Source organism: Cryptosporangium minutisporangium (assembly GCF_039536245.1).
In the GTDB taxonomy this organism is placed as follows: Bacteria; Actinomycetota; Actinomycetes; order Mycobacteriales; family Cryptosporangiaceae; genus Cryptosporangium; species Cryptosporangium minutisporangium.
In genome coordinates this window covers 56,965-81,803 of sequence record NZ_BAAAYN010000036.1, presented here as the reverse complement: position 1 = coordinate 81,803, position 24,839 = coordinate 56,965, and the positions used below count along the sequence as shown (strand labels likewise).

The following is a 24,839-nucleotide window of genomic DNA, read 5'->3' as shown; positions in this document are numbered from 1 at the left end:
CGCGTCAGGACGGGCGAACGTGCACCACGTCGCCGGCGGCCACGGAGTGCACGCCGTTCGCCGTCTCCACGACCAGGCGCCCCTCCGCGTCGACCTCCACCGCCCGGCCGTGCAGCGGGGCACCGCCCGGGACGTCCACCCGCACGTCGCGGCCGAGCGTGTCGCAGCGCTGCCGGTAGGCGTCCTGCAACCCCGACGCCGCCGCGTCACCGCCGGCCGCACACCAGGACGCGTACTCGCCGGCCAGCGCATCGAGCACCTGGGCCAGCAACTCGCCCCGGTCGGTGACGCGCGCACCGGCCAGCGCCAGCGACGTCGTGTCCGGCCGGTCGGGTGGCAACTCGTCGGCGGTGAGCGTCACGTTCAGCCCGATCCCCAGCACCACCGCGTCACCGGCCACCTCGGCGAGGATGCCGGCCGCCTTCTGCCGACGCGCACCCACCAGCAGGTCGTTCGGCCACTTCACCCGCGCGTCGACGTCGCCGAGCACCGAGGCCAGCGCCACCCCGGCCAGCAGCGGCAGCCAGCCCCATCGCTCCCGCGGCACCGCCGTCGGGCGCAGCAGCACGGAGAACGTCAGCCCGGCGCCGGGCGGAGAGACCCAGCTCCGCCCGATCCGTCCGCGCCCGGCGTCCTGCGCCTCGGCAACGAGCACGGTTCCCTCCGGCGCCCCGGCGACCGCGGCGGCGGCCAGGTCGACGTTCGTCGACCCGGTCCGCTCCCGGACCTCCAGGTCCACCCAGAACGGATCCCGGATCCGTTCCCACACGCTGTTCCGATTCAGTGCCTGTCGTCTCAGCTCCACACGAGGCACCGTAAAGAGTGATCCACGCCCAGGGCCACGCCTCACACGCCCCTGCTCTGCTGCGGACCCGCCCAGACGTCGTCCGACGGCAGCGGAGATCGGCCAAAATACAAAGTGCACGTATGCGGGCCGATCTCCGCCGACGCCGGACGACGTCTGCGTGGGGCCTCGCGACAGCGAGGCGTGTGAGACGCGACCCAGTTCGTCCAAGGACCCAGGAAACTGCCTTAGGCTGCGGTCGCGCCGCTGCGGAGGAGGGCAATCAACGATGACTCTCGAAGCCACCCAGTCGTCCGACCCGATCGATGGTCCGGACATCCACACCACGGCCGGCAAGCTCGCCGACCTGGAACGACGGGTGGACGAGGCGGTCCATGCGGGGTCGGCTCGCGCGGTCGAGAAGCAGCACGCCAAGGGCAAGAAGACCGCCCGCGAGCGGATCGAGGCGCTTCTCGACGAGGGCTCGTTCGTCGAACTGGACGAGTTCGCCCGGCACCGCTCCACGAACTTCGGGCTGGAGAAGAACCGTCCCTACGGCGACGGGGTGATCACCGGCTACGGCACGATCGACGGCCGCCAGGTCTGCGTGTTCAGCCAGGACGCCACGGTGTTCGGCGGCAGCCTCGGTGAGGTCTACGGCGAGAAGATCGTCAAGGTCCAGGACCTCGCGATGAAGACCGGCTGCCCGATCATCGGCATCAACGAGGGCGGCGGGGCGCGCATCCAGGAGGGTGTCGTCTCGCTCGGCCTCTACGGCGAGATCTTCCAGCGACACGTGCTGGCGTCCGGCGTCATTCCGCAGATCTCGCTGATCATGGGGTCGGCCGCCGGCGGCCACGTCTACGGGCCCGCGCTGACCGACTTCGTCATCATGGTCGACCAGACCTCGCACATGTTCATCACCGGCCCGGACGTGATCAAGACCGTCACCGGTGAAGAGGTTTCGTTCGAGGACCTCGGTGGCGCCCGGACACACAACACCAAGTCCGGCAACGCGCACCACATGGCCGCCGACGAGGACGACGCCCTGGAGTACGTCAAGGCGCTGCTCTCGTACCTGCCGAGCAACAACCTCGACGAGCCGGCGATCTACGAGAGCGACACGACCGAGGAGCTCACCGACTCCGACCTCGCGCTCGACACGTTCATCCCGGACTCGGCGAACCAGCCGTACGACATGCACCGGGTGATCGAGGCGATCGTCGACGACGCCGAGTTCCTCGAGGTGCAGGCCCTGTTCGCGCCGAACCTCCTGGTCGGCTTCGGCCGGGTCGAGGGGCGTCCGGTCGGCATCGTCGCGAACCAGCCGATGCAGTTCGCCGGCACGCTCGACATCGACGCCTCGGAGAAGGCCGCGCGGTTCGTGCGCTTCTGCGACGCGTTCAACATCCCGGTCATCACGCTCGTCGACGTCCCCGGCTTCCTGCCCGGCACCGGCCAGGAGTGGGACGGCATCATCCGCCGCGGCGCCAAGTTGATCTACGCCTACACCGAGGCCACCGTGCCGAAGGTCACGCTGATCACCCGTAAGGCCTTCGGCGGCGCTTACGACGTGATGGGCTCCAAGCACCTGCGCGCCGACCTCAACCTCGCCTGGCCAACGGCGCAGATCGCGGTCATGGGCGCCCAGGGCGCGGCGAACATCGTCTACCGCCGGGAGCTGTCCGGGATCACCGACCCGGAGGCGCAGGCGACCCGCCGCCAGGAGCTGATCGCGGAGTACGAGGACACGCTCCTCAACCCCTACATCGCAGCGGAACGCGGTTACGTCGACCAGATCATCCGGCCGTCCCAGACCCGCGTCCAGATCGCCAGGGCACTGCGTATGCTGCGCGGGAAGCGGGACACGCTGCCCCCCAAGAAGCACGGAAACATCCCGCTGTAACGCCGTGCGCTCAGAACTTGCCGCGCGGTAGCTCCGCAACGGACGATGGGGACGTGATGACCACCAAGGACGCCGCGCCGAGCCCGGACTCCGGGGCCGGCAGCGAGCCCGTACTCCGGGTCCTTCGGGGCACACCCACTGCCGAAGAGCTCGCCGCGTTGGTCGGTGTGCTCGCGGCGCGGTCGGCGGCGGTCGCTCCCGCGCCGCCGCGGCCGCGTGATCTGTGGAACAGACAGGAAGCACGGATCGGTGCCCCGCTGAGCGCGGGCCCGGGGGCATGGCGTGCCTCCGGGCTCCCGCGATGAGCCTGACGATCCGACCACTGCGACGCGACGACGTCGAGGGCTGCCTCCGCGTCATCGCGTCGTTGCCGCGCTTCTTCGCGGTCAGCGACAGCCCGGCCAACGAGAACACCGAAGACGGCGAGACCGCGGCCGCAGGCAACGGCGCCGACGATCCGCTCGGCGCCCGCCCGGCCAACGCGGAGCCGGAGAAGGTGGGCGCCCACCGGCCGAAGTCGTACGTGTCCGCGTCGGCGGCGTCCCGGGGCACGCGGACCCCGCACCCGTCCGCCGGGGTGCACCCCGTGCGTCCGCGCCGCGGTCGGCACGGAATGCCCGACGACGAGGACGAGCCGGCGCCGGGTGGCCGCAGCATCGCCCAGGCCGCCCGCGACCTCGGCACCCAGGGCGGTTTGGTCGCGATCGGACCCGGCGGCGACGTCCTGGCGTTCCTCACCTGGAAGCGCCACGGCGACAAGGCCGCGGAGATCACCTGGATGGCCGTGCACTCCGCGCTGCGCCACCGGGGCGTGGGCACCACGCTGCTGACCAGGCTGGAGCGGCTGCTCGCCACCCAGGGCTTCCAGAACATCTCGGCGATCACGTCGGCGTTCTCCCACACGTACGAGCCCACCCGACAGTTCTGGCGTGGCCGCGGCTACGCGCCCGTGCTGGAGCTGGAGGACTTATGGGAGACCGACGTGGCCCTGGTACTGACGAAAACGCTGGCGCCGTGAGCAAGCGCCGCCTGGTCCTGGCGTCCCAGTCGCCGGCTCGGCTCGCGCTGCTGCGCGCGGCCGGCTTCTCGCCGGACGTCATCGTGTCCGGCGTCGACGAGTCCGGCATGACCGGCACACCGGCCGAGATCTGCCTGGAGCTCGCGCGCCGCAAGTGCCGCGCCGTCGTGTCTTCTCTCTCCAGCAACGGCACGGCGGACGACGATCCGCCGGTCGTCGTCGGCTGCGATTCCGTGCTGGAGCTGGACGGCGTGGCCTACGGCAAACCGAAGGACGCCGCCGACGCGGTGACGCGCTGGCAGCTGATGGCGGGCCGCACCGGAATCCTGCAGACCGGCCACTGCGTCATCGACCTGGCCACCGGCCGGGAGAGCTCGGCGGTGGCGGCCACCGCGGTCCGGTTCGGCACGCCCAGCGAGGAGGAGGTCGCCGCGTACGTGGCGACCGGCGAGCCGCTGGTGGTGGCGGGGGCGTTCACGATCGACGGACGCGGCTCGCTGTTCATCGACGGCATCGACGGCGACCACAGCAACGTGATCGGGCTGTCGCTGCCGCTGTTCCGCCGCTTGCTGGCCCGGCTCGACGTCAGCGCCGTGGAGCTGTGGGACTGAGCACCGGGGCGGCGGTCCGGCGCACCGCGAGGACGCCGACCACGGCCACCAAGAACAGCGCGGGCACCACGAGGAAGGCGCCGTGCGGGCCGACGTGGTCGGCGACCGCACCGAGGACGAACGGCCCGCCGCCGATCGCCAGGCCGGCCGCGTACGACGAGTAGCCGGCCGCCCGGTCGGACTGCCCCTCCGAGGCCTGCAGCGCCAGGTCCAGCGCGAGCGGGAACAGCGGCCCCAGGCCCAGCCCGCAGAACGCGAGGCCGATCACCGCTAGGACCGGCCCCGTCGCCAGCCAGAACACGCCGGTGCCGGCCAGCGCGACCGCCAGCGCCGGCAAGAGCAGCACCGATCCCGGGTAACGGGCGGCGAGCGCGGCACCGACGATCCGGCCCGCGCACATCCCGCCGACCACCGCCGTGACGGCGGCGGTGGCCAGCGCCGCGCTCGCTCCGGTGCGGCTCCGCACCACGTCGGACGCCCACAGCGTGGTCGCGAACTCGGCCGCGATGCAGCAGAGCGTGACGCCCCACGCGATCCAGTACCGCCGCGGCATCGCCCGCCGCGCCGGCCCCGGCACGGCCGCCGGCCCGGTTTCGGTCGGCCCGGTCTCGGTCGGCCCCATCTCGGTCCGCCCCGTCTCGGTCCGCCACGTCTCGGTCCGCCCCGTCGCGGCTAGCTCCGGAGCGGCCGGCTGCCCGGGATTCGGCTGCTGCCGGGCGTCCGGATGGCCAACGGGAACCGGACGCGGACGCGCACGGGTGAGCCTGGCGACGACCACGATCGCCCCCGCGAGGACGCTCGCCACGACGAGCGCGGGCCGCCAGCCGTAACCCAGGTCGATGGAGAGCCCGACCGCCAGCGGAGCGACCAGACCGGTACCGGTCGCGATCGCGTTGCCCTCCGCGAGGGCGGCCCCTGAAAGCTCCGGGCCATGCACGTCGAGCAGCGCCGGAGCGGCGACGTTCACCAGCACGGATCCGGCAATCCCGCAGAACAGCGTGGCGGCGATCGTGGCGGGCGGCGCCGACGGGACCGCGACCAGCACCACGATCCCGAGCGCCAGGGTGACCAGCGAGCTCCAGAGCGTCCGCATCCGGCCGATCCGGCGGGCCAGCAGCGGATAGAGGACACCGGCTGCGAGCGCGCCGACCGCGAGCGCGGTGCCGTGCACGCTCGCCACCGCACGGCTGGTGTCCTGCTCGTCCCGGAGGAGTGGGACCACTGGCCCGAAGCCGTAGATGTACCAGCCGTAGAAGCCGAGGCTCGCGTAGACGAGGTAGGTGGCCCGGGTACGGACGAGACGCGTCACTGGACCCAGCCTAAGGCCGGGTGAGCGCCGGGCTTCGGGAGCAATCGCCGACGAGTGCCGATCGGTGGGAAATCGCTATCGGTCGCGCGCCGGGGGTCGGTTTCCCGCAAATCGGCGCGACACGCGGCGGCGAGGACTCGCGGCGCGCACGGGGAGTCTCGTTACCGTTACTGCATGCGTATCGCGGCGGGGTTGATGACGGTGGTCGCCGTAGCGGTGGTGTCGAGCAGCGTCCCGGCGGAGCCGCGGGGCGCGGCCGCCCAGAACACCGTCGCCACGGCGGGCGCGACGGTGGAGACCGAGCCGGTGGCCCACTCCGGCGACGCCGCCGACGACCCGGCGATCTGGTTCGACCCCGCCGACGCCGCCCGCTCGATGGTCATCGGCGCCGACAAGAAGGGCGCGCTGGAGACCTACGACCTCACCGGCAAGCGGCTCCAGCGCATTCCGGACGTCTACCCGAACAACGTCGACGTGCGGGACAACGTCGTGGTCGCGGCCGACGACGACACCGACGAGGGCGTCCTGCGGATCTACCTCGTCGACCCGAAGACGCGTCGGCTGAGGTCGGCCGCCACCGTGCCCACCACCGTGACCGCGCACGGCCTGTGCATGTACCGGTCCCCGAAGACCGACAAGCTCTACGCGTTCCCGAACGCGGTCTCCGGCCGGGTCGAGCAGTGGGAGCTCACCGTGCGGGGCTCCAGGGTCACCGCGAAGTCGGTCCGGCTGTTCAACCTCGGCCGGGCGGTGGAGGGCTGCGTTGCGGACGATGCGTCCGGCGCGCTCTACATCGGTGAGGAGAAGGTCGGCCTCTGGCGGTACGGTGCCGAGCCGGACGCCGGGCGCACCCGGACGCTCGTCGACGGCGCGAAGCCCGAGCGCGAGGGCCACATCCAGGCCGACGTCGAAGGGCTGGCGATCGCCGGCGACCGGCTCTACGCCTCCTCGCAGGGCAGCAGCGACTACACGGTCTACGGCCGGATGGACAACAAGTACCTGGGCCGGTTCCGGGTGGCGAACAGCGGCGGGGTCGATGGCTGCCAGGACACCGACGGCATCGAGGCCACCAGCCGCCCGCTGGGGACGGCGTTCCCGACCGGCCTGTTCATCTGCCAGGACGGGTACAACGTCCAGGGCAGCACCGTTGCGCGGCAGAACTTCAAGTTCGTCCCGCTCGACCGGGTGGTGCTGCCGATCGGCACCCAGCCGGTGCCGTACCCCTGACCTCTGAACCGAGTCAGACAAACGCGACGAACGTCACGCTCTTTCCTGCGCGGTCGTGCGCAATGATTACCAGCGGGTAGGAACCGGCGTGACAAGTCGGGACGTGGCTCGGTGATCCTCCACACGCTCGGCCCGAACCCGCCCGGAGAGCCCTAAACTGCCCAACACCCGGCTACCACCAGCCGCCATCGTGGGCGACGACGAGGGAGACGAGCGTGCAGAAGGTCCTCATCGCCAACCGTGGTGAGATCGCGGTCCGCGTGGTTCGCGCTTGCCGCGACGCTGGGCTGGCCAGCGTCGCCGTCTACGCCGACTCCGACCGGGACGCGCTGCACGCGCGCCTGGCCGACGAGGCGTACGCGCTGGGCGGTGACACCCCCGGCGACTCCTACCTGCGCATCGACAAGCTGATCGACGTCGCGAAGCAGTCCGGGGCGGACGCCGTCCACCCGGGCTACGGATTCCTCTCGGAGAACGCTTCGTTCGCGCAGGCCGTGATCGATGCCGGTCTCACCTGGATCGGGCCGACGCCGGACGCGATCACGGCGCTCGGCGACAAGGTCGAGGCCCGCCACATCGCCACCGCGGCCGGTGCGCCGCTGGTGCCCGGCACCAAGGACCCGGTCGCCGGCGCCGACGAGGTCGTCGAGTTCGCGAAGGAGCACGGGCTCCCGGTCGCGATCAAGGCCGCGTTCGGCGGTGGCGGTCGCGGCCTGAAGGTGGCCCGCACGCTGGAGGAGATCCCCGAACTGTTCGCGTCCGCGGTCCGCGAGGCCGAGTCGGCGTTCGGCCGCGGCGAGTGCTTCGTCGAGCGGTACCTCGACCAGCCGCGGCACGTCGAGGCCCAGGTCCTGGCCGACCAGCACGGCAACGTGGTGGTCGTCGGCACCCGCGACTGCTCGCTGCAGCGGCGTCACCAGAAGCTGGTCGAAGAGGCCCCGGCGCCGTTCCTCTCGGATTCGCAGCGGGCCTCGATCCACGACGCCGCCAAGGCGATCTGCAAGGCCGCCGGGTACCACGGCGCCGGCACGGTCGAGTTCCTGGTCGGCAAGGACGGCACGATCAGCTTCCTCGAGGTCAACACGCGACTGCAGGTGGAGCACCCGGTCAGCGAGGAGACCGCAGGCGTCGACCTGGTGCGCGAGCAGTTCCGGATCGCCGACGGAGAGCCGCTGCGGTTCACCGAGGACCCGGCGCCGCGCGGCCACTCGTTCGAGTTCCGGATCAACGGCGAGGACCCCGGCCGCAACTTCCTCCCGGCTCCCGGCGCGGTGAACGCGTTCGTGCTGCCGACCGGGCCCGGCATCCGCGTCGACACCGGCGTCGAGCCCGGCTCGGTGATCGGCGGCAACTTCGACTCGCTCCTCGCCAAGCTGATCGTCACCGGCGCCACCCGGCAGGAGGCGCTGGAGCGCTCGCGGCGTGCGCTGGACGAGATGGTGGTCGACGGCATCGCAACAGTGCTGCCGTTCCACCGCGTCGTCGTGCGGGACCCGGCGTTCGCGCCGGCCGACCCGAACGAGGCGTTCAGCGTCCACACGCGGTGGATCGAGACCGACTTCGACAACCAGATCGCGCCGTACTCGGGGTCCGCACCGGATGTCTCCGAGACCTCGGAGCGCGAGACCGTCGTCGTCGAGGTCGGCGGAAAGCGGCTCGAGGTGTCACTGCCCGCGGGGCTCGGGGTGTCTTCTTCGGCGCCGGTCGCCGGGGGCGCCAAGAAGCCCAAGAAGCGTGCGGGTGGGGCCAAGGCCGGTGCCGCCGCGAGCGGTGACGCGGTGGTGTCGCCGATGCAGGGCACGATCGTCAAGATCGCGGTCGCCGACGGTGACACGGTCGCGGAGGGCGACCTGGTCGTCGTCCTGGAGGCGATGAAGATGGAGCAGCCGCTCACCGCGCACAAGGCCGGCACGGTCAGCGGGCTGAGCGCGTCCGTCGGCGACGTCATCGCGTCCGGCGCGGCGGTCTGCGAGATCAAGTGAGCTAGCGGGGCCCACTTCGTGGGCCCTCGCAGGCTTTAGTCACAGAGTCGTGTACGTACACGGATTGCCGACGCGCCCAGCGCGTCGTCAGTCCGTGTACTCGGTGATCGACTCGACGAGGGTCGCGAGGAACTCCTTGGGCTTCTCGATGTGCGGGCTGTGCCCGGTGTCGGCGATCACGACCTCCTCGTACCGGCCACCGGCGAGCACGTACCGGTCGAGGACGTGCCGGGTCTGCGCGACCATCGGCTGCGGCGGCGCCAGCTCGTCACCGGGCCAGCCGGGTACGGCGCCGATCTTGCCCAGGTACGCCAGGTCGAACAGCGAGGTGTCGGAGACGATGACGTCCGAATCCCCGCGGATCCAGTAGATCGGCGGCTTCGGCTCGATCGTGTCCAGGTCGTCGACCCGGAAGAACGTCGGCGCCATTGTGTTCAGCACGCCGCGGGTGCCGGGCACCGCCCCCGGCCACTCCGCGGTGACGTCCGATGTGCCCGGGTAGTTGTCGTCACCGGTGCGCGTGCTGAGCATCGAGCTCACCCAGCGGTCGGCGTCCGCGGGCTCGGGCGTGAAGGGCGGCTTGACGTAGCTGCTGAGCAGGACGTTCCGCGGCGAGACCGGTGCGTCGGCGGTGCGATCGCCGGACGCGAGCCGCTGCACGAACTCGGCATTCGCGCTGCCCGCGCCGGAGCCGAGGCCGGGCGGATCCAGGTGCTGACCGTCGACGCCCTTCGTGCCACCGAACCCGTACGGCGACACCGGGTTGACCAGCGTGGCCGTCCGCACCAGCTCCGGGCGGTCGCGGAGGATCTGCAACACCACCCCGCCGCCCATGCTCCAGCCCACCAGGTGCACCCGGTCGAGTTCGAGCACGTCGAGCAGGCCCAGCACGTCGTCGCTGAAGTCGCGGAGGCCGCGGGTGGCGTCCACCGGCGCCGGGTCGGTGTCGCCGAAGCCGCGCAGGTCCACGGCGATCGGGCGGAACGTCACCGGCAGGTCGCGCATCGCGTACTGCCAGAACAGCGACGACGAGACGTTGCCATGGACGAAGAGAACCGGCTCTCCGACCGTGCGGTGCTCGACCTCGAGGACGTTGACCGTCAACCGCTCGGTCGGGACTCTGCGGGTGGTGACGCCAGGCAGCAGCAGGCTCATCACGAGGCCTCGCTCTCGGAGATGGGGTTCTCGACGGCGCGCGCGACCGCGGCGGCGAACCGCGGCGCGAACAGGATCGTGTAGTGGTTACTGCCGGGCAGCCGCTGGACAGCGATGTGGTCCTCGAGCTGCTCCGGGTCCGGGTAGAGCGGCGTCGGCTCGTCGAGCAGGCCACGCTCGGCGTGCAGGAAGACCGCGCCCTCGGGGAACTTCGCGCCCGGGAGGCTCGCGTAGGCGTCCTTTGCGGCCGCCCCGAGGTGCAGGTCGCGTCCGTCCTCCCGGATGATCGGCTCCGCGATGCGGCTCCGCAGGCCGGTGCCGTCCTCGCCGACGTCGTAGTCCACGTAGGCCTCGATGACGTCGTTCCAGTCGGCGAGGGCCGGGTGCGCGCGCCAGAAGTCGTGCACGGCCGTGCGGTCCGGCCAGGTCAGCTTCAGCCGGGCGAGCGCCGGGCCCAGGATCGTGTCCATCGCCTCGTCGACGTCGCCGGTGATCGGCGGGAACGGCACACCACCGTCCACCAGCACGAGCCGCCGGACACGCTCCGGGAAGCGGTGGGCGAACACCGAGGCGACGAACGCGCCCATCGAGTGGCCGACCACGATCGCCTGGTCGACGCCGAACACGTCCAGCACCGCGAGGGCGTCCGCAGCGTGCACGGCCATCCCGGTCGGGCCGGGGAGGTGCCGGCTGCCGCCCCGTCCGCGCAGATCGGGGGCGAGGATCGCGCCGTCGTGGTGGCGCGCGACCTCCGTCCAGCTCACGTGGTTCGCGGTGATGCCGTGGATCGCGAGCACGGGCGGCCGCTCCGGCGAGAGTTCGCCCCACACACCGACCGTGAGTTCTCCGCCGTCCACCGCGATCTGGACCCGCCGGTAGGCCTGGGTCATCGGGCGCTCCAGCCACCGTCGAGGACGAGCGCCGTGCCGTTCTGGAAGCTCGCGGCGTCCGAGCAGAGCCACAGCGCGGCAGCGGCCACCTCGGACGGTTCCAGCAGCCGCTTGATCGCCGGTTGGGTCAGCATGATCTGCTCGACCACCTGGTCTTCCGGGACGCCGTGGCTCCGGGCCTGGTCGGCGATCTGCTTCTCCACCAGCGGCGTCCGGACGTAGCCCGGGCAGATCGTGTTCGACGTCACGCCTTTCGGGCCCGCTTCCAGAGCGAGGACCTTGGACAGGCCCTCCAAGCCGTGCTTGGCCGAGACGTACGCCGACTTGTACGCCGACGCGCGCAATCCGTGGATCGAGGAGAGGTGGATCAGGCGGCCCCAACCGCGCTCGTACATGCCGGGGAGCACGGCCCGGCTGAGCAGGAACGGCGCTTCCAGCATCAGCGCGAGCACGAGCGCGAACTTCTCCGGCGGGAAGTCCTCGACCGGAGAGACGTGCTGGACGCCCGCGACGTTGACCAGGATGTCGGCGTCGAGGTCCAGGCCCAGGATCGCGTCCCGGTCGGAGAGGTCGACGACGTGTCCGGTGCCGTCCAACTTGCGGGCGACGTCCGTGACCTCGGCGGCCCGATCGAGGAGAACCAACCGGGCGCCGGCGCCGCGCAGGGCCTCCGCGCAGGCCAGCCCGATGCCGCTGGCGGCGCCGGTGACGATCGCGGTCCGTCCGGCGAGTTCCGGGGCCAGGCTCATGGGCGCACCTCTCCCGGCGATTTCGGGCCGCCGACCGAACCAGACAGCAAGTCGGATTTCACCCTCACACCCCGAGCCCCACCCGTCAACGGGTCCCAGGCGCCCACAGATTTGCGGGGAGGCCACCCCTCAAGCCGCCCAGTGCGGCTGGTTTTCGGGAAGGCCACCCCTCACGGCGCCGGTAGAGGTGTCCTTTCGGGAAATCCGCCCCGGCGCAGCGTCCAGCGCGCGAGGCAGTCGCTTGTCGAGCGCCGCCAGGCGCGAGTGCCGTTGTTATNGCGCCGGTAGAGGTGTCCTTTCGGGAAATCCGCCCCGGCGCAGCGTCCAGCGCGCGAGGCAGTCGCTTGTCGAGCGCCGCCAGGCGCGAGTGCCGTTGTTATAACGCGGAGCCCGTCCAGGGCGGCGCTGGCAGTCGAGCGGGCCGACGCCGTGACATTAGGGGACCCGTCATAAGGAGGCCCGCTCGCCTGTCAGCGTCGTCCTGGGCGGGCCGCCCACTACTCGAACTCGTGTTGCACTAGTTGGCGGGCTGCTTCTGTCAGCGAACCGGACAGCGACGGGTAGATCGAGATCGTCTGGGCGATCTGCTCGACCGTGAGATGGTTCTGCACCGCCATCGCGATCGGCAGGATCAGCTCGCTCGCCCGCGACGCGACGACCACCCCACCGATCACCAGGCCGGACGCCGGGCGGCAGAACAGCTTCACGAAGCCGTCCGACAACCCCTGCATCTTCGCCCGCGGGTTCGTCGCCAGCGGCAGCGTGATCGTGCGGGCCGGCACCTCGCCCGCCTCCATAGTGGTCTGCCCGAACCCGACCGTGGCGATCTCCGGGTCGGTGAACACGTTCGCGGCGACCGTGCGCAGTCGCAGCGGCTGCACGGCCTCGCCCAGCGCGTGCCACATCGCGATCCGGCCCTGCATCGCCGCGACCGACGCGAGCATCAGTACGCCGGTGACGTCGCCGGCCGCGTAGATGCCCGGGACGTTCGTCCGCGACACCCGGTCGACGGTGATGAACCCGCCACCGCCGACCTCGACGCCAACTTCCTTCAGCCCCAAGTCGGTGGTGTTCGGCACGGAGCCGATCGTCATCAGCGCGTGGCTGCCCTCGACCGTACGGCCGTCGGTCAGCCGGACCACGACGCCGTCGGCGGTGCGCTCCACCCCTTCGGCGCGGGCGTTGTAGAGGATCGTCATTCCTCGACGGGCGAACACCTGCTCGATCAGGGTCGCGGCGTCCGAGTCCTCGTGCGGCATCACGCGGTCCCGGCTGGAGACCAGCGTCACCTGGACCCCCATCGCCAGGTACGCGCTGGCGAACTCCGCGCCGGTGACACCGGAGCCGACCACCACCAGGTGCGTCGGCAGCTCCGGGAGGTCGTAGACGTCCCGCCAGGTCAGGATGCGCTCACCGTCCGGCTCGGCGCCGGGGATGATGCGGGGCGTGGCGCCGGTGGCGAGCAGGACGGTGTCGGCCTCCACCTCGTACGGCTCGCTGCCGGTCGGCTCGATCGTGACGATGTGCCGCAGCCCGTCACGGCCGTTCAACCGGGCGAATCCGCGGATCACCTCGACGCCGGTCGCGGCCACCGTGCCCCGGATGTCGGCCGACTGCGCCAGCGCGAGCCCCTTCACCCGGCCGTGCACCGCCGCGGCGTTGACCTTGACGTCTTCGGGCTCGCAGGCCATCACGCCGAGCGAGTCGCCGTTCCGGAACACGGTCGCGGCGTCGGACGAGGCGATGAACGTCTTGCTCGGAACGCAGTCGTAGAGGACGCACGCTCCGCCGAGCCCGTCCCGCTCGACGAGCGTCACCTCGGCACCCAGGCGGGCCGCGACGAGCGCGGCCTCGTAACCAGCGGGACCGCCACCAATTATCACGATGCGCGACACGTCCCGACAGTAGCCGACCGCTGAATTGGTTCGGGGAGGCCCGGCGGGCGGGCGTCGAGCTCACTACCGTCCGGGTTAGAGTGCGGGTCCATGGGCCTCTATGCCGCCTACGGGACGAACATGCACCCGAGTCAGATGCAGGACCGGTGCCCGCGCTCCCCGAGCGCCGGAATCGGCTGGCTCGAGGGGTGGCGATTGACGTTCGGTGGCGAGGATCTCGGCTGGGACGGGGCGCTCGCCACGATCGTGGAAGACCCCGACGAGCGGGTGTTCGTCGCGCTGTACGACGTCAGCGAGTTCGACGAGCCGACCCTGGACGCCTGGGAAGGCGCCGACCAGGGCCTGTACCGGAAGATCAAGGTCCGGGTGCACACGCTCGAGGGTGAGGTGCTGGCCTGGCTGCACGTGCTCGACTCGTTCGAGGGCGGGCTGCCGTCGGCGCGCTACCTCGGTCTGATCGCCGACGCCGCCGAGGCCGCCGGAGCCCCCGACGACTACGTCTCGGCCCTCCGTCAGCGCCCCTGCACGTCGACGGAGCTCTGACGTCGCACCGAAGTGTGGTGTGGGCGGCCGCCCACACCACGCTGAGATGTCACGCCAAGTCCAGCGACCAGTGCTCGGCGAGGCCGTTGGGGTCGAGCGAATCTTCCGCGCTGGTGTGGTCGACGGTGAAGCCCGCCTTCGCGTAGATCGCCCTGGCGGCGGTGAGCGCGTCCTGGGTGTGCAGCACGATGCGTCGGTACCCCGCGGCGCGCGCGAACGCGAGGCACTCGTCGACCAGCCGGACGCCGAGCCGGTGTCCGCGCGCGGACGGCTCCACCAGCAGTAGCCGCAGCCGGGCGGTCTCCTCGTCCTCGGCGGCGCAGCCGACGCAGCCGAGCAGGCGCCCGTTGCGCTCGGCCACCCAGAATTGCTGGCGGCCCTGGTCCGCCCGGCCGAGGAACTCGGCGAGGATCTGCGCCACCGCCGCCTCGAACCCCGGCCAGCCGTACTCCTCCTGGTAGATCTGCGCATGCCGGGTGAGCACCCAGCCCAGCTCACCGGTGCGCGCCGGTCGGATGTGCACCGGCGCGTCGGACGGCGCACCGAGCACGTCGGCAACCGTGTCGAGCGCCGCCACCAGCGCGCCGCGGTCCGCAGGCGGCAGCGGTTCGAGCAGCTCCGCGACGAGCGCGTCGGATCGGACGGCGAGATGCCTGGCGACGTACCGGCCGGCTTCGGTGACCGCGACGAGCTGCCGTCGCCGGTCGTCCGGATCAGCGTCTCGGGTGACCAGGCCGCGCTTGGCGAGCCGGTCCAGCAGGCGGGTGGTGTACCCGGGGTCGAGCTTGAGCTGACTACGCAGCTCCACCACCGCCTGCGGGGATCGTCGGGTGACCTCGTAGACCAGGCGCGCTTCGGGAAGGCTCAGCCCGGACTGCAGGTAGCTGTCGTCGAGGAGGGCGGTCACCTCGGTCCAGGCCCGGTTGAAGTGCCGGACGGTGGCGACGTGCTCAGCGATGGCCATACAGGCATCCTGGCGCATTCTTTGACGGAGTCAAAGGATTTCTTTGACGGCGTCAAAGGATTTCGATCGGCTGACTCCCGGCCCGGCGTGGGGTAGAGAGGAAGAGTGGCCGACAAGGACCGGCTGGCGCGCTACCGGGCGATGCGCGCCGCCGACCGCACGCCCGAACCAGTGCCGGAGGACGACGCTCCCGCGCCCGTGCCCGCCGGGGACTCTCCACGCTTCGTGATCCAGGAGCACCACGCACGAGCCCTGCACTGGGACTTCCGACTGGAACGGGACGGCGTCCTGGTCTCCTGGGCGATCCCGAAAGGGCTCCCGCCCGATCCGAAGCAGAACCACCTCGCGGTGCACACCGAGGACCACCCACTGGACTACGCGACGTTCGAGGGCGAGATCCCGGCGGGCGAGTACGGCGGCGGCAGCGTCTCGATCTGGGACCACGGCACCTACGACCTGGAGAAGTGGAGCGACCGCGAGGTCAAGGTCGTCCTCCACGGAACTCGATCCCACGGTCGATTTGTGCTGTTCAAGACCGGCGACGGCGGAGGAAAACGCGGCCGGGACTGGATGATCCACCGGATGGACCCGCCCGACCCCGGCTGGCAACCACTGCCCGAGCTGGTGCCCCCGATGCTCGCGACGCTCGGCACGCTGCCGAGCGACGACGACGAGTGGGCTTACGAGATGAAGTGGGACGGCGTCCGACTGGTGCTGTACATCTCGGGGGGCCGCGTCCGCGCGATGACCCGCAACAACCGGGACGTGACCAGCAACTACCCCGAGCTGAGCATGCTCGCCGCGTCGGTCGGCACCCAGCAGTTGGTGATCGACGGCGAGGTCGTCGCCGTGGACGCGACCGGGCGGATCAGCTTCGGTGCGCTGCAGAACCGGATGCACGTCGCACGGCCCGGCAAGTCGCTGCTGGCCGGCTCGCCGGTGACGTTCCTGGCGTTCGACCTGCTGCACGCCGGCGGCGTACCGCTGCTCGACCAGCCGTACGTCGAGCGTCGCCGGTTGCTCACCCAGCTGAACCTGCGCGGGCCGCACTGGTCGACACCACCGCACTTCGACGGCGGCGGGCGGGACGCGGTCGCCACCAGCCGGGCCCAGGGGCTGGAGGGCGTCGTCGCCAAGCGTCTGACCTCCAAGTACCTGCCCGGCAAACGGACCAGGGACTGGCTGAAGGTGAAGAACGTCCGCACCCAGGAGGTGGTGGTCGGCGGCTGGCGTCCGGGCGCCGGACGCCGCGAGGGGCGGATCGGCTCGCTGCTGCTCGGCATCCCCGGGCCGGACGGGCTCGAGTACGTCGGGCACGTCGGGACCGGCTTCACCGAGGCCGTGCTCGACGACCTCACCGTGCGGCTGCGCCGGACCGAGCGGAAGACCAGCCCGTTCGCGACGCCGCTGCCCCGCCCGCACGCGAAGGACGCCCGCTGGGTGACGCCGCACCTGGTCGGCGAGGTGGCGTTCGGCGAGTGGACCGGCGACGGGCTGCTCCGCCATCCCGCGTGGCGCGGCCTGCGCACCGACAAGACGCCGGACGACGTCCGCCGCGAGGAGTGACCCGGGTCAGGCGAGAGCCGGCGCGCCCGCCCGTTCGCGAAGTGCGATCAGGGCCGTGTTGGTGAGCAGCTTCACGCCGATACCGATCGCGGCCTCGTCCACGTCGAACGAACCCTGGTGCAGGTCGAGAGCCTCGCCCGGGCGTCCGACGCCGAGCCGCGCCATCGCACCCCAGCAGTGCTCCAAGTACCAGGAGAAGTCCTCGCCACCCATGCTCTGCTGGGTTTCGGTGATCGCGTCGGCGCCCAGCGTCGCGATCGTCGCTTCCTTCAGCACACCGGTCGAGTGCGCATGGTTGACCACCGGCGGCATGCCGCGGTTGTACTCGACGTTCGCCACCGCACCGGTCGGAGCGACGACCTGGTGGACGAGCTGCTCGATCAGCTTCGGGGCCAGCTCCCAGGCGGCGTGGTCCAGGCATCGGACCGACCCGCTGACGTGCCCGGTCTGCGGAATCGCGTTCGGTGCGACGCCGCTGTGCACGGCTCCGAACACCAGCGACAGCGCGGAGCGGACATCGAGCCGGCGGGCCAGCAGCGCCGGCACGTCGGTCACCACCCGGGCCAGCGCGCTCACCAGGTCGACGGTGAGGTGCGGGCGTGCCGTGTGCCCGCCGGGACCGGACAGGTCCACCCTCAGGAAGTCGGCCGCCGCGGTGATCGGCCCCACCCGCAGCCCGACCTTGCCGGTCAGCGTCCGCGGATCGCAGTGCAGGGCGAAGATCTCCTCGACGCCCGCGAGCCGGCCGGCGTCGATCACATCGAGCGACCCCGACGGCAACGCCTCCTCGGCCGGCTGGAAGAGCAGCCGCACGCGGCCCGGCAGCGCGTCCCCGAGAGCCGCCAGCGCGAGCCCGGCCCCGAGCACGACCGTCGTGTGCACGTCGTGCCCGCAGGCGTGGCACGCCCCGTCCACGGTCGACCGGTACGGCACGTCCTTGACGTCCGGCAGCGGCAGCGCGTCCAGGTCGGCCCGGAGCGCGACGAGGTGCTCGCCGGACCCGATGTCACAGGAGAGGCCGTTGCCCTTGGGCAGCATCACCGGGCGCAGACCGGCGTCGCTCAGCCGCTCTGCGACGAGCGCGGCCGTCGGTTGTTCGGTGTTCGAGAGATCGGGGTGGGCATGCACGTATCGCCGGAACCGGATGAGCGACTCTTCGTGTGCAGCGACCCAAGCGTCCAGGTTCACCGGGGTAGGCCGTCTCGCGCCTCCGCGAGCAGGCTGTGCACCACCGCGCGCAGATCACCCTCGTGGGCGTCGGCCACGGCGCGCTGGCGGGCATAGGACGGGCCCGCGGCAAGAATGCGCTCTATTCCAGACAGTTGCTCAGAGCAACCGAGTCGCCGTGCAGTCGGCATGAGGTCCTCGACCAGATCAGTTATGGCGTCCGCTACCGGAACTACCGTGCCACGGTCGTCAACAATGACCTCGGCATCGATACCGTGCCGGGCAGCGCGCCATTTGTTCTCTCGAACGACCCAGCCGCGCGGCACCGGAAGAGTGTATCCCCGGTCATACTCCCGGTCGAGCCGCTCGACCAGGCATTGCGCCAACGCGCCGACCGCTCCGACCTCGTCCAACGTCGGTAGGCCGTCACAGATTCGCACCTCGACGGTGCCGAAATCGGGATGCGGGCGGATGTCCCACCAGACCTCCCGGATCGAACTGATCGCCTTGGTTCGAATCAGCAGATCCATGTACGCCTCGAACTGCTTCCAGTTCGCGAGCTGATGCGGCAGACCCGCCGTCGGCAACTGCTCGAAAATCTTCGTTCGGACGCTGGCCAGGCCCGTATCGGCGCCCGCCCAGAACGGAGACGACGCCGAGAGCGCGAGGAAATGCGGCACGTACTGTGTCAACGCATTGACGATCGGAATGACTTTTTCCGCGGCCCGGACTCCGACGTGCACGTGGACGCCGAACGTGAGCAGCTGCCTGGCCGGGAGCTGCATTCGGTCGAGAAGTAGGGCGTAGCGCGGATCGGGGCTCACCTTCTGCAGCGCCCAGTCGCTGAACGGATGGCTCCCGGAGCAGATCAGGCCGGCGTCGCGCTCGGCCGCCGCGGCGGAGACCTCACCGACCGTGACACGCAGGTCCTCCATCGCCTCCTCCACCGTGCGGCAGACGCCGGTGATGACCTCGATCGTGTTCTCGAACAGCTCGTGCTTGGCCCGCGGATGGCTCGGCTGCCCGGCCGGACGGATCTGTTCGAGGATCTCCGAGGCGAGCGGGGTCAGCTCGCCGCTCGCCAGATCGACGAGTTCGAGCTCCCACTCGATACCGAGGCTCGCACCCTCGGAGCGGTTGAACGGGATCCGCATTCATTTAGAGTAATCAGCGGTGAGCTGAGCGTGACTTGTTCACGCAAATGACCGGTACGTAACGGGGCGCCACTGGTCGTTTCCGGCTTCATCACCCGACTAATACGGTTCCGGGCGGCGCGAATGCGGCTTTTGTACCGATAATAACTGGGGTCTATGTGACAGCACACTTGCCCGACGCGGCCGGGTCCGACACCCTTTCTCGGAGCAGGTCGGTGGACTCAGTCGAGCCTGAAGGCGGGGACCGATCCCGTCCGGCACGATGATCGAGCCCGGGCTGGCACGATGGGACCTGAGTGCTAGAACGGGCGAGTAGAAAAGGTAAGCGTGGACGCACCCACCCCGGTAGACGGCACCTCGGCCGCGAAGGCGCCCGATGGCCGGACCGTCGGCAGACGGTACACCCTGCGATCGTCCGTGGGGTCCGGTGGCATGGGGACGGTTTGGCGCGCTTTCGACGAGCTGCTCCGCCGCGAAGTCGCGGTCAAAGAGGTCCTGCTCCCACCGGGTATCCCGGCGCCGGAGCGGTCCGTCCTCTGCGAGCGGACGCTCCGCGAGGCGCGCGCCGCCGCGGCTCTGAACCACCCCGCCGTGATCCGGGTCTACGACGTCGTGAACGACGGCGACCGCCCGTGGATCGTGATGGAGCTGCTCGACGCCGCGAGCCTCGCGGACACGCTCCGGGACGAGGGCCCGCTGCCCTACGACCGCGTCGCCGAGATCGGGCTGGCCGTGCTCGGCGCCTTGGAGGCCGCCCACCGGGTCGGCGTGCTGCACCGTGACGTCAAGCCGGGCAACGTGCTGCTCGGCACCGACGGACGGGTGACGCTGACCGACTTCGGGGTCGCGCGCTCCCCCAACGAGTCGCCGCTGACCAGCACCGGGCTGCTGCTCGGCTCACCGCAGTACATCGCGCCGGAGCGGGCCCGCGGGCGTCCGTTCGGCCCGCCGAGCGACCTGTTCTCGCTCGGCGCCACGCTCTACACCGCCGTCGAAGGGCGTCCGCCGTTCGACCGCGGTGACCCGCTGCCGACGATGACCGCGGTCGTCGTCGAGCCCCCCGACCAGATGGCGTTCGCCGGGCCCCTGGCGCCGGTGCTGCTCGGCCTGCTGGAGAAAGACCCGGAACAGCGCTGGGACGCGATCAAGACGCGGAACGCGTTGCGCACGGTGCTGTCCGGCGGCCGCATCACGTCGCTCGACGGCGGCGGGCGGGCGCCCCGGCAGTCCGGACCCGCCGACCGGTTGCAGAACCTGCGGCGCCGTCGCGAGGACCCGAGCCCCAGCCCCGCCGTGCCGCCCGGCACCCCCGGCGGGCCGCTGTCGGCTGCGCCGGGCGCGGCTCAGGGAACGCCGGCGAGCGCCTCCCCCGGCACACCGCCGCCCCCGCCGCCCCCGCCGCCCAGCGGAACACCGGCGAACCGTGCGGTGCCGCCCGCACCGCCGGGTGCACCGCCGCCGCCTCCCGGCTCCTCCGGCCCGGCGAAGCCGGTCTCGGGCCCGGGCTCGCCCGGCGAGGGCGCGTCCGGCCAGCGCGGCGCGCCGGACGGCACCGCGGCGATGGCCGTCAACCCCTTCACCACGGACGGTGTGCCGTCGCTGCCCGCCGATCAGTCGGACGCCAGGCCGACGTCCGGTGGGATGGGCAACGCGGGGCCGACCGACAAGCCGGAGCCCGGTGTCGCGCCGCACAGCGGTGGGCCGGCGCGGGCCGGCGGTCGCGCCACCGTGCGCGGCAGCGTCTCGGTTCCTGGTCAGCACGTCGGTCCGGGGCCGCAGCCCATGCCCGGCCAGCAGCCGCCTCCGGGCCAGCACGGGCCCGGCCAGCACGGGCCCGGCCAGCACGGAGGCGGGCAGCACGGAGGCGGGCAGCACGGAGGCGGGCAGCACGGAGGCGGGCAGCACGGAGGCGGGCAGCACGGAGGCGGGCAGCACGGAGGCGGGCAGCACGGAGGCGGGCAGCACGGAGGCGGGCAGCACGGAGGCGGGCAGCACGGAGGCGGGCAGCACGGAGGCGGGCAGCACGGAGGCGGGCAGCACGGAGGCGGGCAGCACGGAGGCGGGCAGCACGGAGGCGGGCAGCACGGAGGCGGGCAGCACGGAGGCGGGCAGCACGGAGGCGGGCAGCACGGAGGCGGGCAGCACGGAGGCGGGCAGCACGGAGGCGGGCAGCACGGAGGCGGGCAGCACGGAGGCGGGCAGCACGGAGGCGGGCAGCACGGAGGCGGGCAGCACGGAGGCGGGCAGCACGGAGGCGGGCAGCACGGAGGCGGGCAGCACGGAGGCGGGCAGCACGGGCAGCACGCGCCCGGTCAGCAGCCGCCTGGACAGCACCCGATGTCGGGGTACGCCCGCGTGCCGGGCCTGACGCCGACGCCGCCCCCGCAGGGACCACCGGGAACTCAAGGGCCGCCGCCCGGCTACGGAGCCACGACGTACGGCACCCCGTACGGTGGTGCGCCCAACTACGGTGAGCCGGGGAACTCCACGGCGCCGCTGCCGTCCACCCCGCCGCCGTCGTCCTCCCCGCGCCGCTCGGCATACCTCGGCGCCTCCGGAGTCGGTGGCCACACGATGGTGTCGCCGCAGCCGCCCGACCTGTCCGGTACGCCGGGGTCGGCCGGCCCGCAGAGCCGACGCCGGACCGTGCTCATCGTCGTCGCGATCGTGGTCGCCGTCCTGCTGATCGGCCTGATCAGCTACGTGGTGAGCGTGGCCGCGTCCGGTGACGACAACGCCACGTCCCCGCGGCCGACGGTGTCCGCCCCGGCGCGCAGCGGGGTCGACCTGAAGTCGTACTCCTACTCGGAGCGGGGTTTCACGCTGAAGGCCCCCGCCGACTGGACGGCCAAGGAGGCCAGCACCTACGTCGACTACGACAGCATCGACGGTGACAAGCTGCGGGTGCTGGTCGAGAACGGCTCGTCACCGGAGCAGCACCTGAAGAGCGCCGAGAACTACCAGCAGAAGCGCCTGGAAGACGGGCAGATCAGCGCCTTCGACACGATCCACCGGAAAGAGGCCGCCAAGAAGCTCGGCGGCGAGGAGACCTGGGAGTGGGAGTTCGTCTACACCGAGAGCGGCGTCCAGAAGCACCGTCTCTGGCGGGTCGCCGTGGTGGACGGCAAGGCGTACAGCGTGTACCTGACCAGCCCGGAGAAGCTCTTCAAGGACCGCGTCACGCTCTTCGACGAGATCACCGCCTCGTTCGAGTTCGACACCGGCGCTCCGTAATCGCCAGGTGCCGGTCGCGTGACAGGCACAGGCAGTAAGCGAGTAGCCTGCTCGGACGTGACGATGACGACCGACCCCTCCAGCCCTGAGTTCCTCGCTGCCTCCGCGGCGACCGCGCTCGGCGAGGCGACCGGAGTACGCCAGTACGACGTTGCGCTCGTCCTCGGATCGGGTTGGGCCCCGGCCGCCGACCAGATCGGTGAGGCGAACGCCGAGATCCCGCTCGACCACCTCACCGGGTTCACCCCGCCGTCGGCCGTGGGCCACGTCGGTACGGTCCGCTCGCTGACCGTCGGCACCAAGCAGGTCCTGGTGTTCCTCGGGCGCACCCACCTGTACGAGGGCCGCGGTGTGGAACCGGTCGTCCACGGAGTGCGGGTCGCCGCCGCCGCGGGCTGCCGGACGGTCATCCTGACCAACGCCGCGGGCGGCCTGCGGCAGGGGATGTCGGTCGGCCAGCCGGTACTGATCAGCGACCACCTCAACCTCACCGGCCGCTCGCCGCTCGTCGGCGCGACGTTCGTCGACCTCACCGATCTGTACTCGCCCCGGCTGCGGCGCCTGGCCAAGGAGATCGACCCCTCGCTCGAGGAGGGCGTGTACGCGGCGCTGCCCGGGCCGCACTACGAGACGCCGGCCGAGATCCGGATGCTCCGGACGCTCGGCGCCGACCTGGTCGGGATGTCGACGGCGCTGGAGGCCATCGCGGCCCGTGCGCGGGGCACCGAGGTGTTCGGGCTGTCGCTGGTCACCAACCTGGCGGCCGGAATGGCCGGCAAGCCGCTCGCGCACGACGAGGTGATCGAGGCCGGCAAGGCGTCCGCCACCCGAATGGGCAACCTCCTGGGAGAACTAATTCGCCAGGCCTGAGCCGCCTGCTCGTCGAGCGCCGCCAAGCGCGAGTGTTCTCAGCGGGCCGCTCACAAGTCTGGGAAGTCTTCTTCTCGGTATTCGTGGGGGCGGCGGTGGCTGCCGCGTTCGCGCTCGCGGAGCTCGGTCCGGCGCACCTTGCCGGAGACCGTGCGCGGTAGCGGCCCGAACTCCACTCGCCGGACGCGCTGGTACGGCGGGAGGTGCGAGCGGGCGAACCGGAGGATCGCCCGTGCGGTCTCCGGGCCGGGTCGGTACCCGGCGGCCAGGTCGATGTACGCCTTCGGCAACGTCTCCGTGGTGTCGGGTGTCGGCACGACCGCCGCCTCCCCCACCGCTTCGTGCTCCACCAGCACACCCTCCAGCTCGACCGGTGAGATGCGGTGGTCGGCGCTGGAGAACACGTCCTCGACGCGGCCCAGATAGCGCAGGAAGCCCAGTTCGTCGGCGACGGCCACGTCCCCGGTGCGGTAGTAGCGCCGGTCCGGCGCGCGGTCGAACCGCCCGGTCGGCACTGTGTCGCGACCCGCGATGATCGGCTCGACGGCGTCGAGATACCTGGACATCAGCCCCACCGGACGCCGCGCCAGATCCAGGCAGATCTCGCCTTCCTCGCCCGGCGCAGCCGGGTAGCCGCTCACCGGGTCGATCAGCACCACCGGGCAACCCGGGAGCGGCCGCCCCAGCGCCCCCAGCGTGACCGGCTGTTCGGGGGTGTGCGCCACCAGGGCGGTCGCCTCCGATTGCCCGTAGCCTTCGCGCACGGTGAGGCCCCAGGCACGGCGGATCCGGTGCACGACCGCCGGGCTCACCGGCTCGCTGATCGTCACCAGCTCGCGCAGCTTCGGCAGGCGCTTCCGCCAGCTCACCAGGTCGGTCGCGGCGAGCGTCCGCCAGGCTTTCGGCGGAGCGCACATCGTCGTGACCCCGCACCGCTCCGCCAAGCCCAGCAGCGTGTCGGGCGACGGCTGTGGCGCCGCGTACACCAGGACGCAGGCGGCCGCGTTCCACGGCGTGAACACGTTCCCGCAGAGGTGCTTGGTCCACCCCGGCGACGAGACGCTCAGGTGGACGTCGCCCGGGCGGAGGCCGACCCAGTACATCGTGGTCAGGTGCCCGACCGGGTACGAGACGTGGGTGTGCACGATCGCCTTCGCCCGCCCGGTGGTGCCCGGCGTGAACAGGATCAGCAGCGGGTCGTCGGCGAGCGTCGCGTCGTCCGGCTCGAACGACGCGGGCGCGTGTCGGTTGTCGTCGTAGCGCAGCCATCCGTCGATCGGCCGACCGACGGCGATCCGGGTGAGGCCCGGCGGCAGGGAGCCCAGTCCGCCGGTCCGGTCTGCGCGCACGACCAGGTGGCCGACGTCGGCGCGGACCACCCGCCCGGCGACGTCGACCGGCGGCAGCAACGGCGACGTCGGCACCGCGATCGCGCCCAGCTTCATCAGCGCGAGCAGCGTCTCCCAGAGTTCGACCTGATTACCGAGCTGCACCAGCACCCGGTCGCCGCGCCGCACGCCCTGGTCGCGCAGCCATCCGGCCGCCTGGCTGGAACGCGCCGACAGCTCGGCGAACGTCCAGCACCGTTCGGCGCCGGTGGCGTCCACGATCCACAGCGCACGGTCGTTGGCATGTTCGGTAGCGAGGATGTCGTCGAACCAGTCCAGCGCCCAGTTGAACGCGGTGAAACGGGGCCAGACGAACTGATTGATCGCCTGCCCGTAGTCAGTGGCCGTTTCGAGGAGGAAGTTCCGCGCGGCCCGGAAGGCCGAGCCGGCGCTAGTCGGGGTCACTGGTCTGCCACCTGCCGCAACG

At 71.6% G+C, this 24,839-nt stretch carries 20 protein-coding genes and 1 pseudogene; 10 read left to right on the top strand and 11 right to left on the bottom strand.

The features are described from left to right. Window positions 1-4: 4 nt before the first annotated feature. Window positions 5-805, bottom strand: a complete 801-nt coding sequence (locus ABEB28_RS26520; RefSeq protein ID WP_345730927.1) for a biotin--[acetyl-CoA-carboxylase] ligase — start codon at window positions 803-805, stop codon at window positions 5-7. 268 nt (window positions 806-1,073) lie between these two features. Here ABEB28_RS26520 and ABEB28_RS26515 point away from each other — a divergent pair, with 268 nt between their 5' ends. Genes ABEB28_RS26515 through ABEB28_RS26500 form a run of 4 tightly spaced genes read left to right on the top strand, consistent with a single transcriptional unit; the run spans window position 1,074 to window position 4,319 of the window. After that, on the top strand, window positions 1,074-2,690 hold the full coding sequence (locus ABEB28_RS26515) for an acyl-CoA carboxylase subunit beta (RefSeq protein WP_345730926.1): 1,617 nt from the start codon (window positions 1,074-1,076) through the stop codon (window positions 2,688-2,690). Between the two features lie 56 nt (window positions 2,691-2,746). Continuing rightward, window positions 2,747-2,995, top strand: coding sequence for an acyl-CoA carboxylase subunit epsilon (locus tag ABEB28_RS26510; protein ID WP_345730947.1), 249 nt, complete (start codon window positions 2,747-2,749; stop codon window positions 2,993-2,995). After that, window positions 2,992-3,708, top strand: coding sequence for a GNAT family N-acetyltransferase (locus ABEB28_RS26505; RefSeq protein WP_345730925.1), 717 nt, complete (start codon window positions 2,992-2,994; stop codon window positions 3,706-3,708). The genes ABEB28_RS26510 and ABEB28_RS26505 overlap by 4 nt, the downstream gene beginning before the upstream one ends. After that, window positions 3,660-4,319, top strand: coding sequence for a Maf family protein (locus ABEB28_RS26500; protein WP_376981863.1), 660 nt, complete (start codon window positions 3,660-3,662; stop codon window positions 4,317-4,319). The genes ABEB28_RS26505 and ABEB28_RS26500 overlap by 49 nt, the downstream gene beginning before the upstream one ends. Here the strand turns inward: ABEB28_RS26500 and ABEB28_RS26495 are convergent. Next, the gene (locus tag ABEB28_RS26495; protein WP_345730923.1) at window positions 4,294-5,628 is read right to left on the bottom strand and encodes an MFS transporter; all 1,335 of its coding nucleotides are present in this window, start codon (window positions 5,626-5,628) and stop codon (window positions 4,294-4,296) included. The two genes, ABEB28_RS26500 and ABEB28_RS26495, sit on opposite strands and share 26 nt — an antisense overlap. A 174-nt stretch (window positions 5,629-5,802) precedes the next feature. Here ABEB28_RS26495 and ABEB28_RS26490 point away from each other — a divergent pair, with 174 nt between their 5' ends. Beyond that, window positions 5,803-6,855: a phytase gene (locus ABEB28_RS26490; RefSeq protein ID WP_345730922.1), complete on the top strand. Its 1,053-nt coding sequence runs from the start codon at window positions 5,803-5,805 to the stop codon at window positions 6,853-6,855. A gap of 215 nt (window positions 6,856-7,070) precedes the next feature. Continuing rightward, entirely contained in the window at window positions 7,071-8,837 is a 1,767-nt protein-coding gene (locus ABEB28_RS26485; RefSeq protein WP_345730921.1) for an ATP-binding protein, read from the top strand. 87 nt (window positions 8,838-8,924) lie between these two features. On the opposite strand, the gene ABEB28_RS26480 is transcribed toward ABEB28_RS26485, so the two are convergent. The 4 genes from ABEB28_RS26480 to ABEB28_RS26465 all read right to left on the bottom strand — a co-directional run bounded on the left by ABEB28_RS26480 (window position 8,925) and on the right by ABEB28_RS26465 (window position 13,526). Further along, on the bottom strand, window positions 8,925-9,992 hold the full coding sequence (locus ABEB28_RS26480; protein WP_345730920.1) for an alpha/beta hydrolase: 1,068 nt from the start codon (window positions 9,990-9,992) through the stop codon (window positions 8,925-8,927). Then, window positions 9,992-10,882, bottom strand: a complete 891-nt coding sequence (locus tag ABEB28_RS26475) for an alpha/beta hydrolase (RefSeq protein WP_345730919.1) — start codon at window positions 10,880-10,882, stop codon at window positions 9,992-9,994. The genes ABEB28_RS26480 and ABEB28_RS26475 overlap by 1 nt, the downstream gene beginning before the upstream one ends. Then, the gene (locus ABEB28_RS26470; RefSeq protein WP_345730918.1) at window positions 10,879-11,631 is read right to left on the bottom strand and encodes a 3-hydroxybutyrate dehydrogenase; all 753 of its coding nucleotides are present in this window, start codon (window positions 11,629-11,631) and stop codon (window positions 10,879-10,881) included. Before ABEB28_RS26470 ends, ABEB28_RS26475 begins: the two co-directional genes overlap by 4 nt. Before the next feature lie 497 nt (window positions 11,632-12,128). Continuing rightward, window positions 12,129-13,526 carry an NAD(P)H-quinone dehydrogenase gene (locus ABEB28_RS26465; protein WP_345730917.1) on the bottom strand — a complete coding sequence of 466 codons (1,398 nt, stop codon included), beginning with the start codon at window positions 13,524-13,526 and terminating at the stop codon, window positions 12,129-12,131. A 90-nt stretch (window positions 13,527-13,616) separates the two neighbouring features. On the opposite strand from ABEB28_RS26465, the gene ABEB28_RS26460 reads away from it, so the two are divergent. Continuing rightward, window positions 13,617-14,069, top strand: a complete 453-nt coding sequence (locus ABEB28_RS26460) for a gamma-glutamylcyclotransferase family protein (protein ID WP_345730916.1) — start codon at window positions 13,617-13,619, stop codon at window positions 14,067-14,069. A gap of 49 nt (window positions 14,070-14,118) precedes the next feature. On the opposite strand, the gene ABEB28_RS26455 is transcribed toward ABEB28_RS26460, so the two are convergent. Further along, a complete protein-coding gene (locus tag ABEB28_RS26455; RefSeq protein ID WP_345730915.1) occupies window positions 14,119-15,033 on the bottom strand; it encodes a bifunctional helix-turn-helix transcriptional regulator/GNAT family N-acetyltransferase in 915 nt (304 codons plus the stop codon). A 105-nt stretch (window positions 15,034-15,138) separates the two neighbouring features. Here ABEB28_RS26455 and ligD point away from each other — a divergent pair, with 105 nt between their 5' ends. Next, on the top strand, window positions 15,139-16,599 hold the full coding sequence (ligD, locus tag ABEB28_RS26450) for a non-homologous end-joining DNA ligase (RefSeq protein WP_345730914.1): 1,461 nt from the start codon (window positions 15,139-15,141) through the stop codon (window positions 16,597-16,599). Window positions 16,600-16,605: 6 nt separating this feature from the next. Here ligD and ABEB28_RS26445 read toward each other — a convergent pair whose 3' ends face one another. After that, a complete protein-coding gene (locus ABEB28_RS26445; RefSeq protein ID WP_345730913.1) occupies window positions 16,606-17,787 on the bottom strand; it encodes an amidohydrolase in 1,182 nt (393 codons plus the stop codon). Continuing rightward, window positions 17,784-18,920, bottom strand: a complete 1,137-nt coding sequence (locus ABEB28_RS26440) for a glutamate--cysteine ligase (protein WP_345730912.1) — start codon at window positions 18,918-18,920, stop codon at window positions 17,784-17,786. Before ABEB28_RS26440 ends, ABEB28_RS26445 begins: the two co-directional genes overlap by 4 nt. A 432-nt stretch (window positions 18,921-19,352) precedes the next feature. On the opposite strand from ABEB28_RS26440, the pseudogene ABEB28_RS43220 reads away from it, so the two are divergent. After that, window positions 19,353-20,000 (top strand): annotated as a pseudogene (locus ABEB28_RS43220) (serine/threonine-protein kinase); the annotation flags it as partial. 496 nt (window positions 20,001-20,496) lie between these two features. Here ABEB28_RS43220 and ABEB28_RS43215 read toward each other — a convergent pair. Then, window positions 20,497-21,462, bottom strand: a complete 966-nt coding sequence (locus ABEB28_RS43215) for a pentapeptide repeat-containing protein (protein ID WP_425558999.1) — start codon at window positions 21,460-21,462, stop codon at window positions 20,497-20,499. A gap of 755 nt (window positions 21,463-22,217) precedes the next feature. Between ABEB28_RS43215 and ABEB28_RS26430 the strand changes: the two genes are divergently transcribed. Beyond that, the gene (locus tag ABEB28_RS26430; protein ID WP_345730946.1) at window positions 22,218-23,024 is read left to right on the top strand and encodes a purine-nucleoside phosphorylase; all 807 of its coding nucleotides are present in this window, start codon (window positions 22,218-22,220) and stop codon (window positions 23,022-23,024) included. 50 nt (window positions 23,025-23,074) lie between these two features. Here the strand turns inward: ABEB28_RS26430 and ABEB28_RS26425 are convergent, their stop codons facing one another. Next, window positions 23,075-24,817: an AMP-binding protein gene (locus ABEB28_RS26425; RefSeq protein ID WP_345730910.1), complete on the bottom strand. Its 1,743-nt coding sequence runs from the start codon at window positions 24,815-24,817 to the stop codon at window positions 23,075-23,077. Window positions 24,818-24,839: the final 22 nt, after the last annotated feature.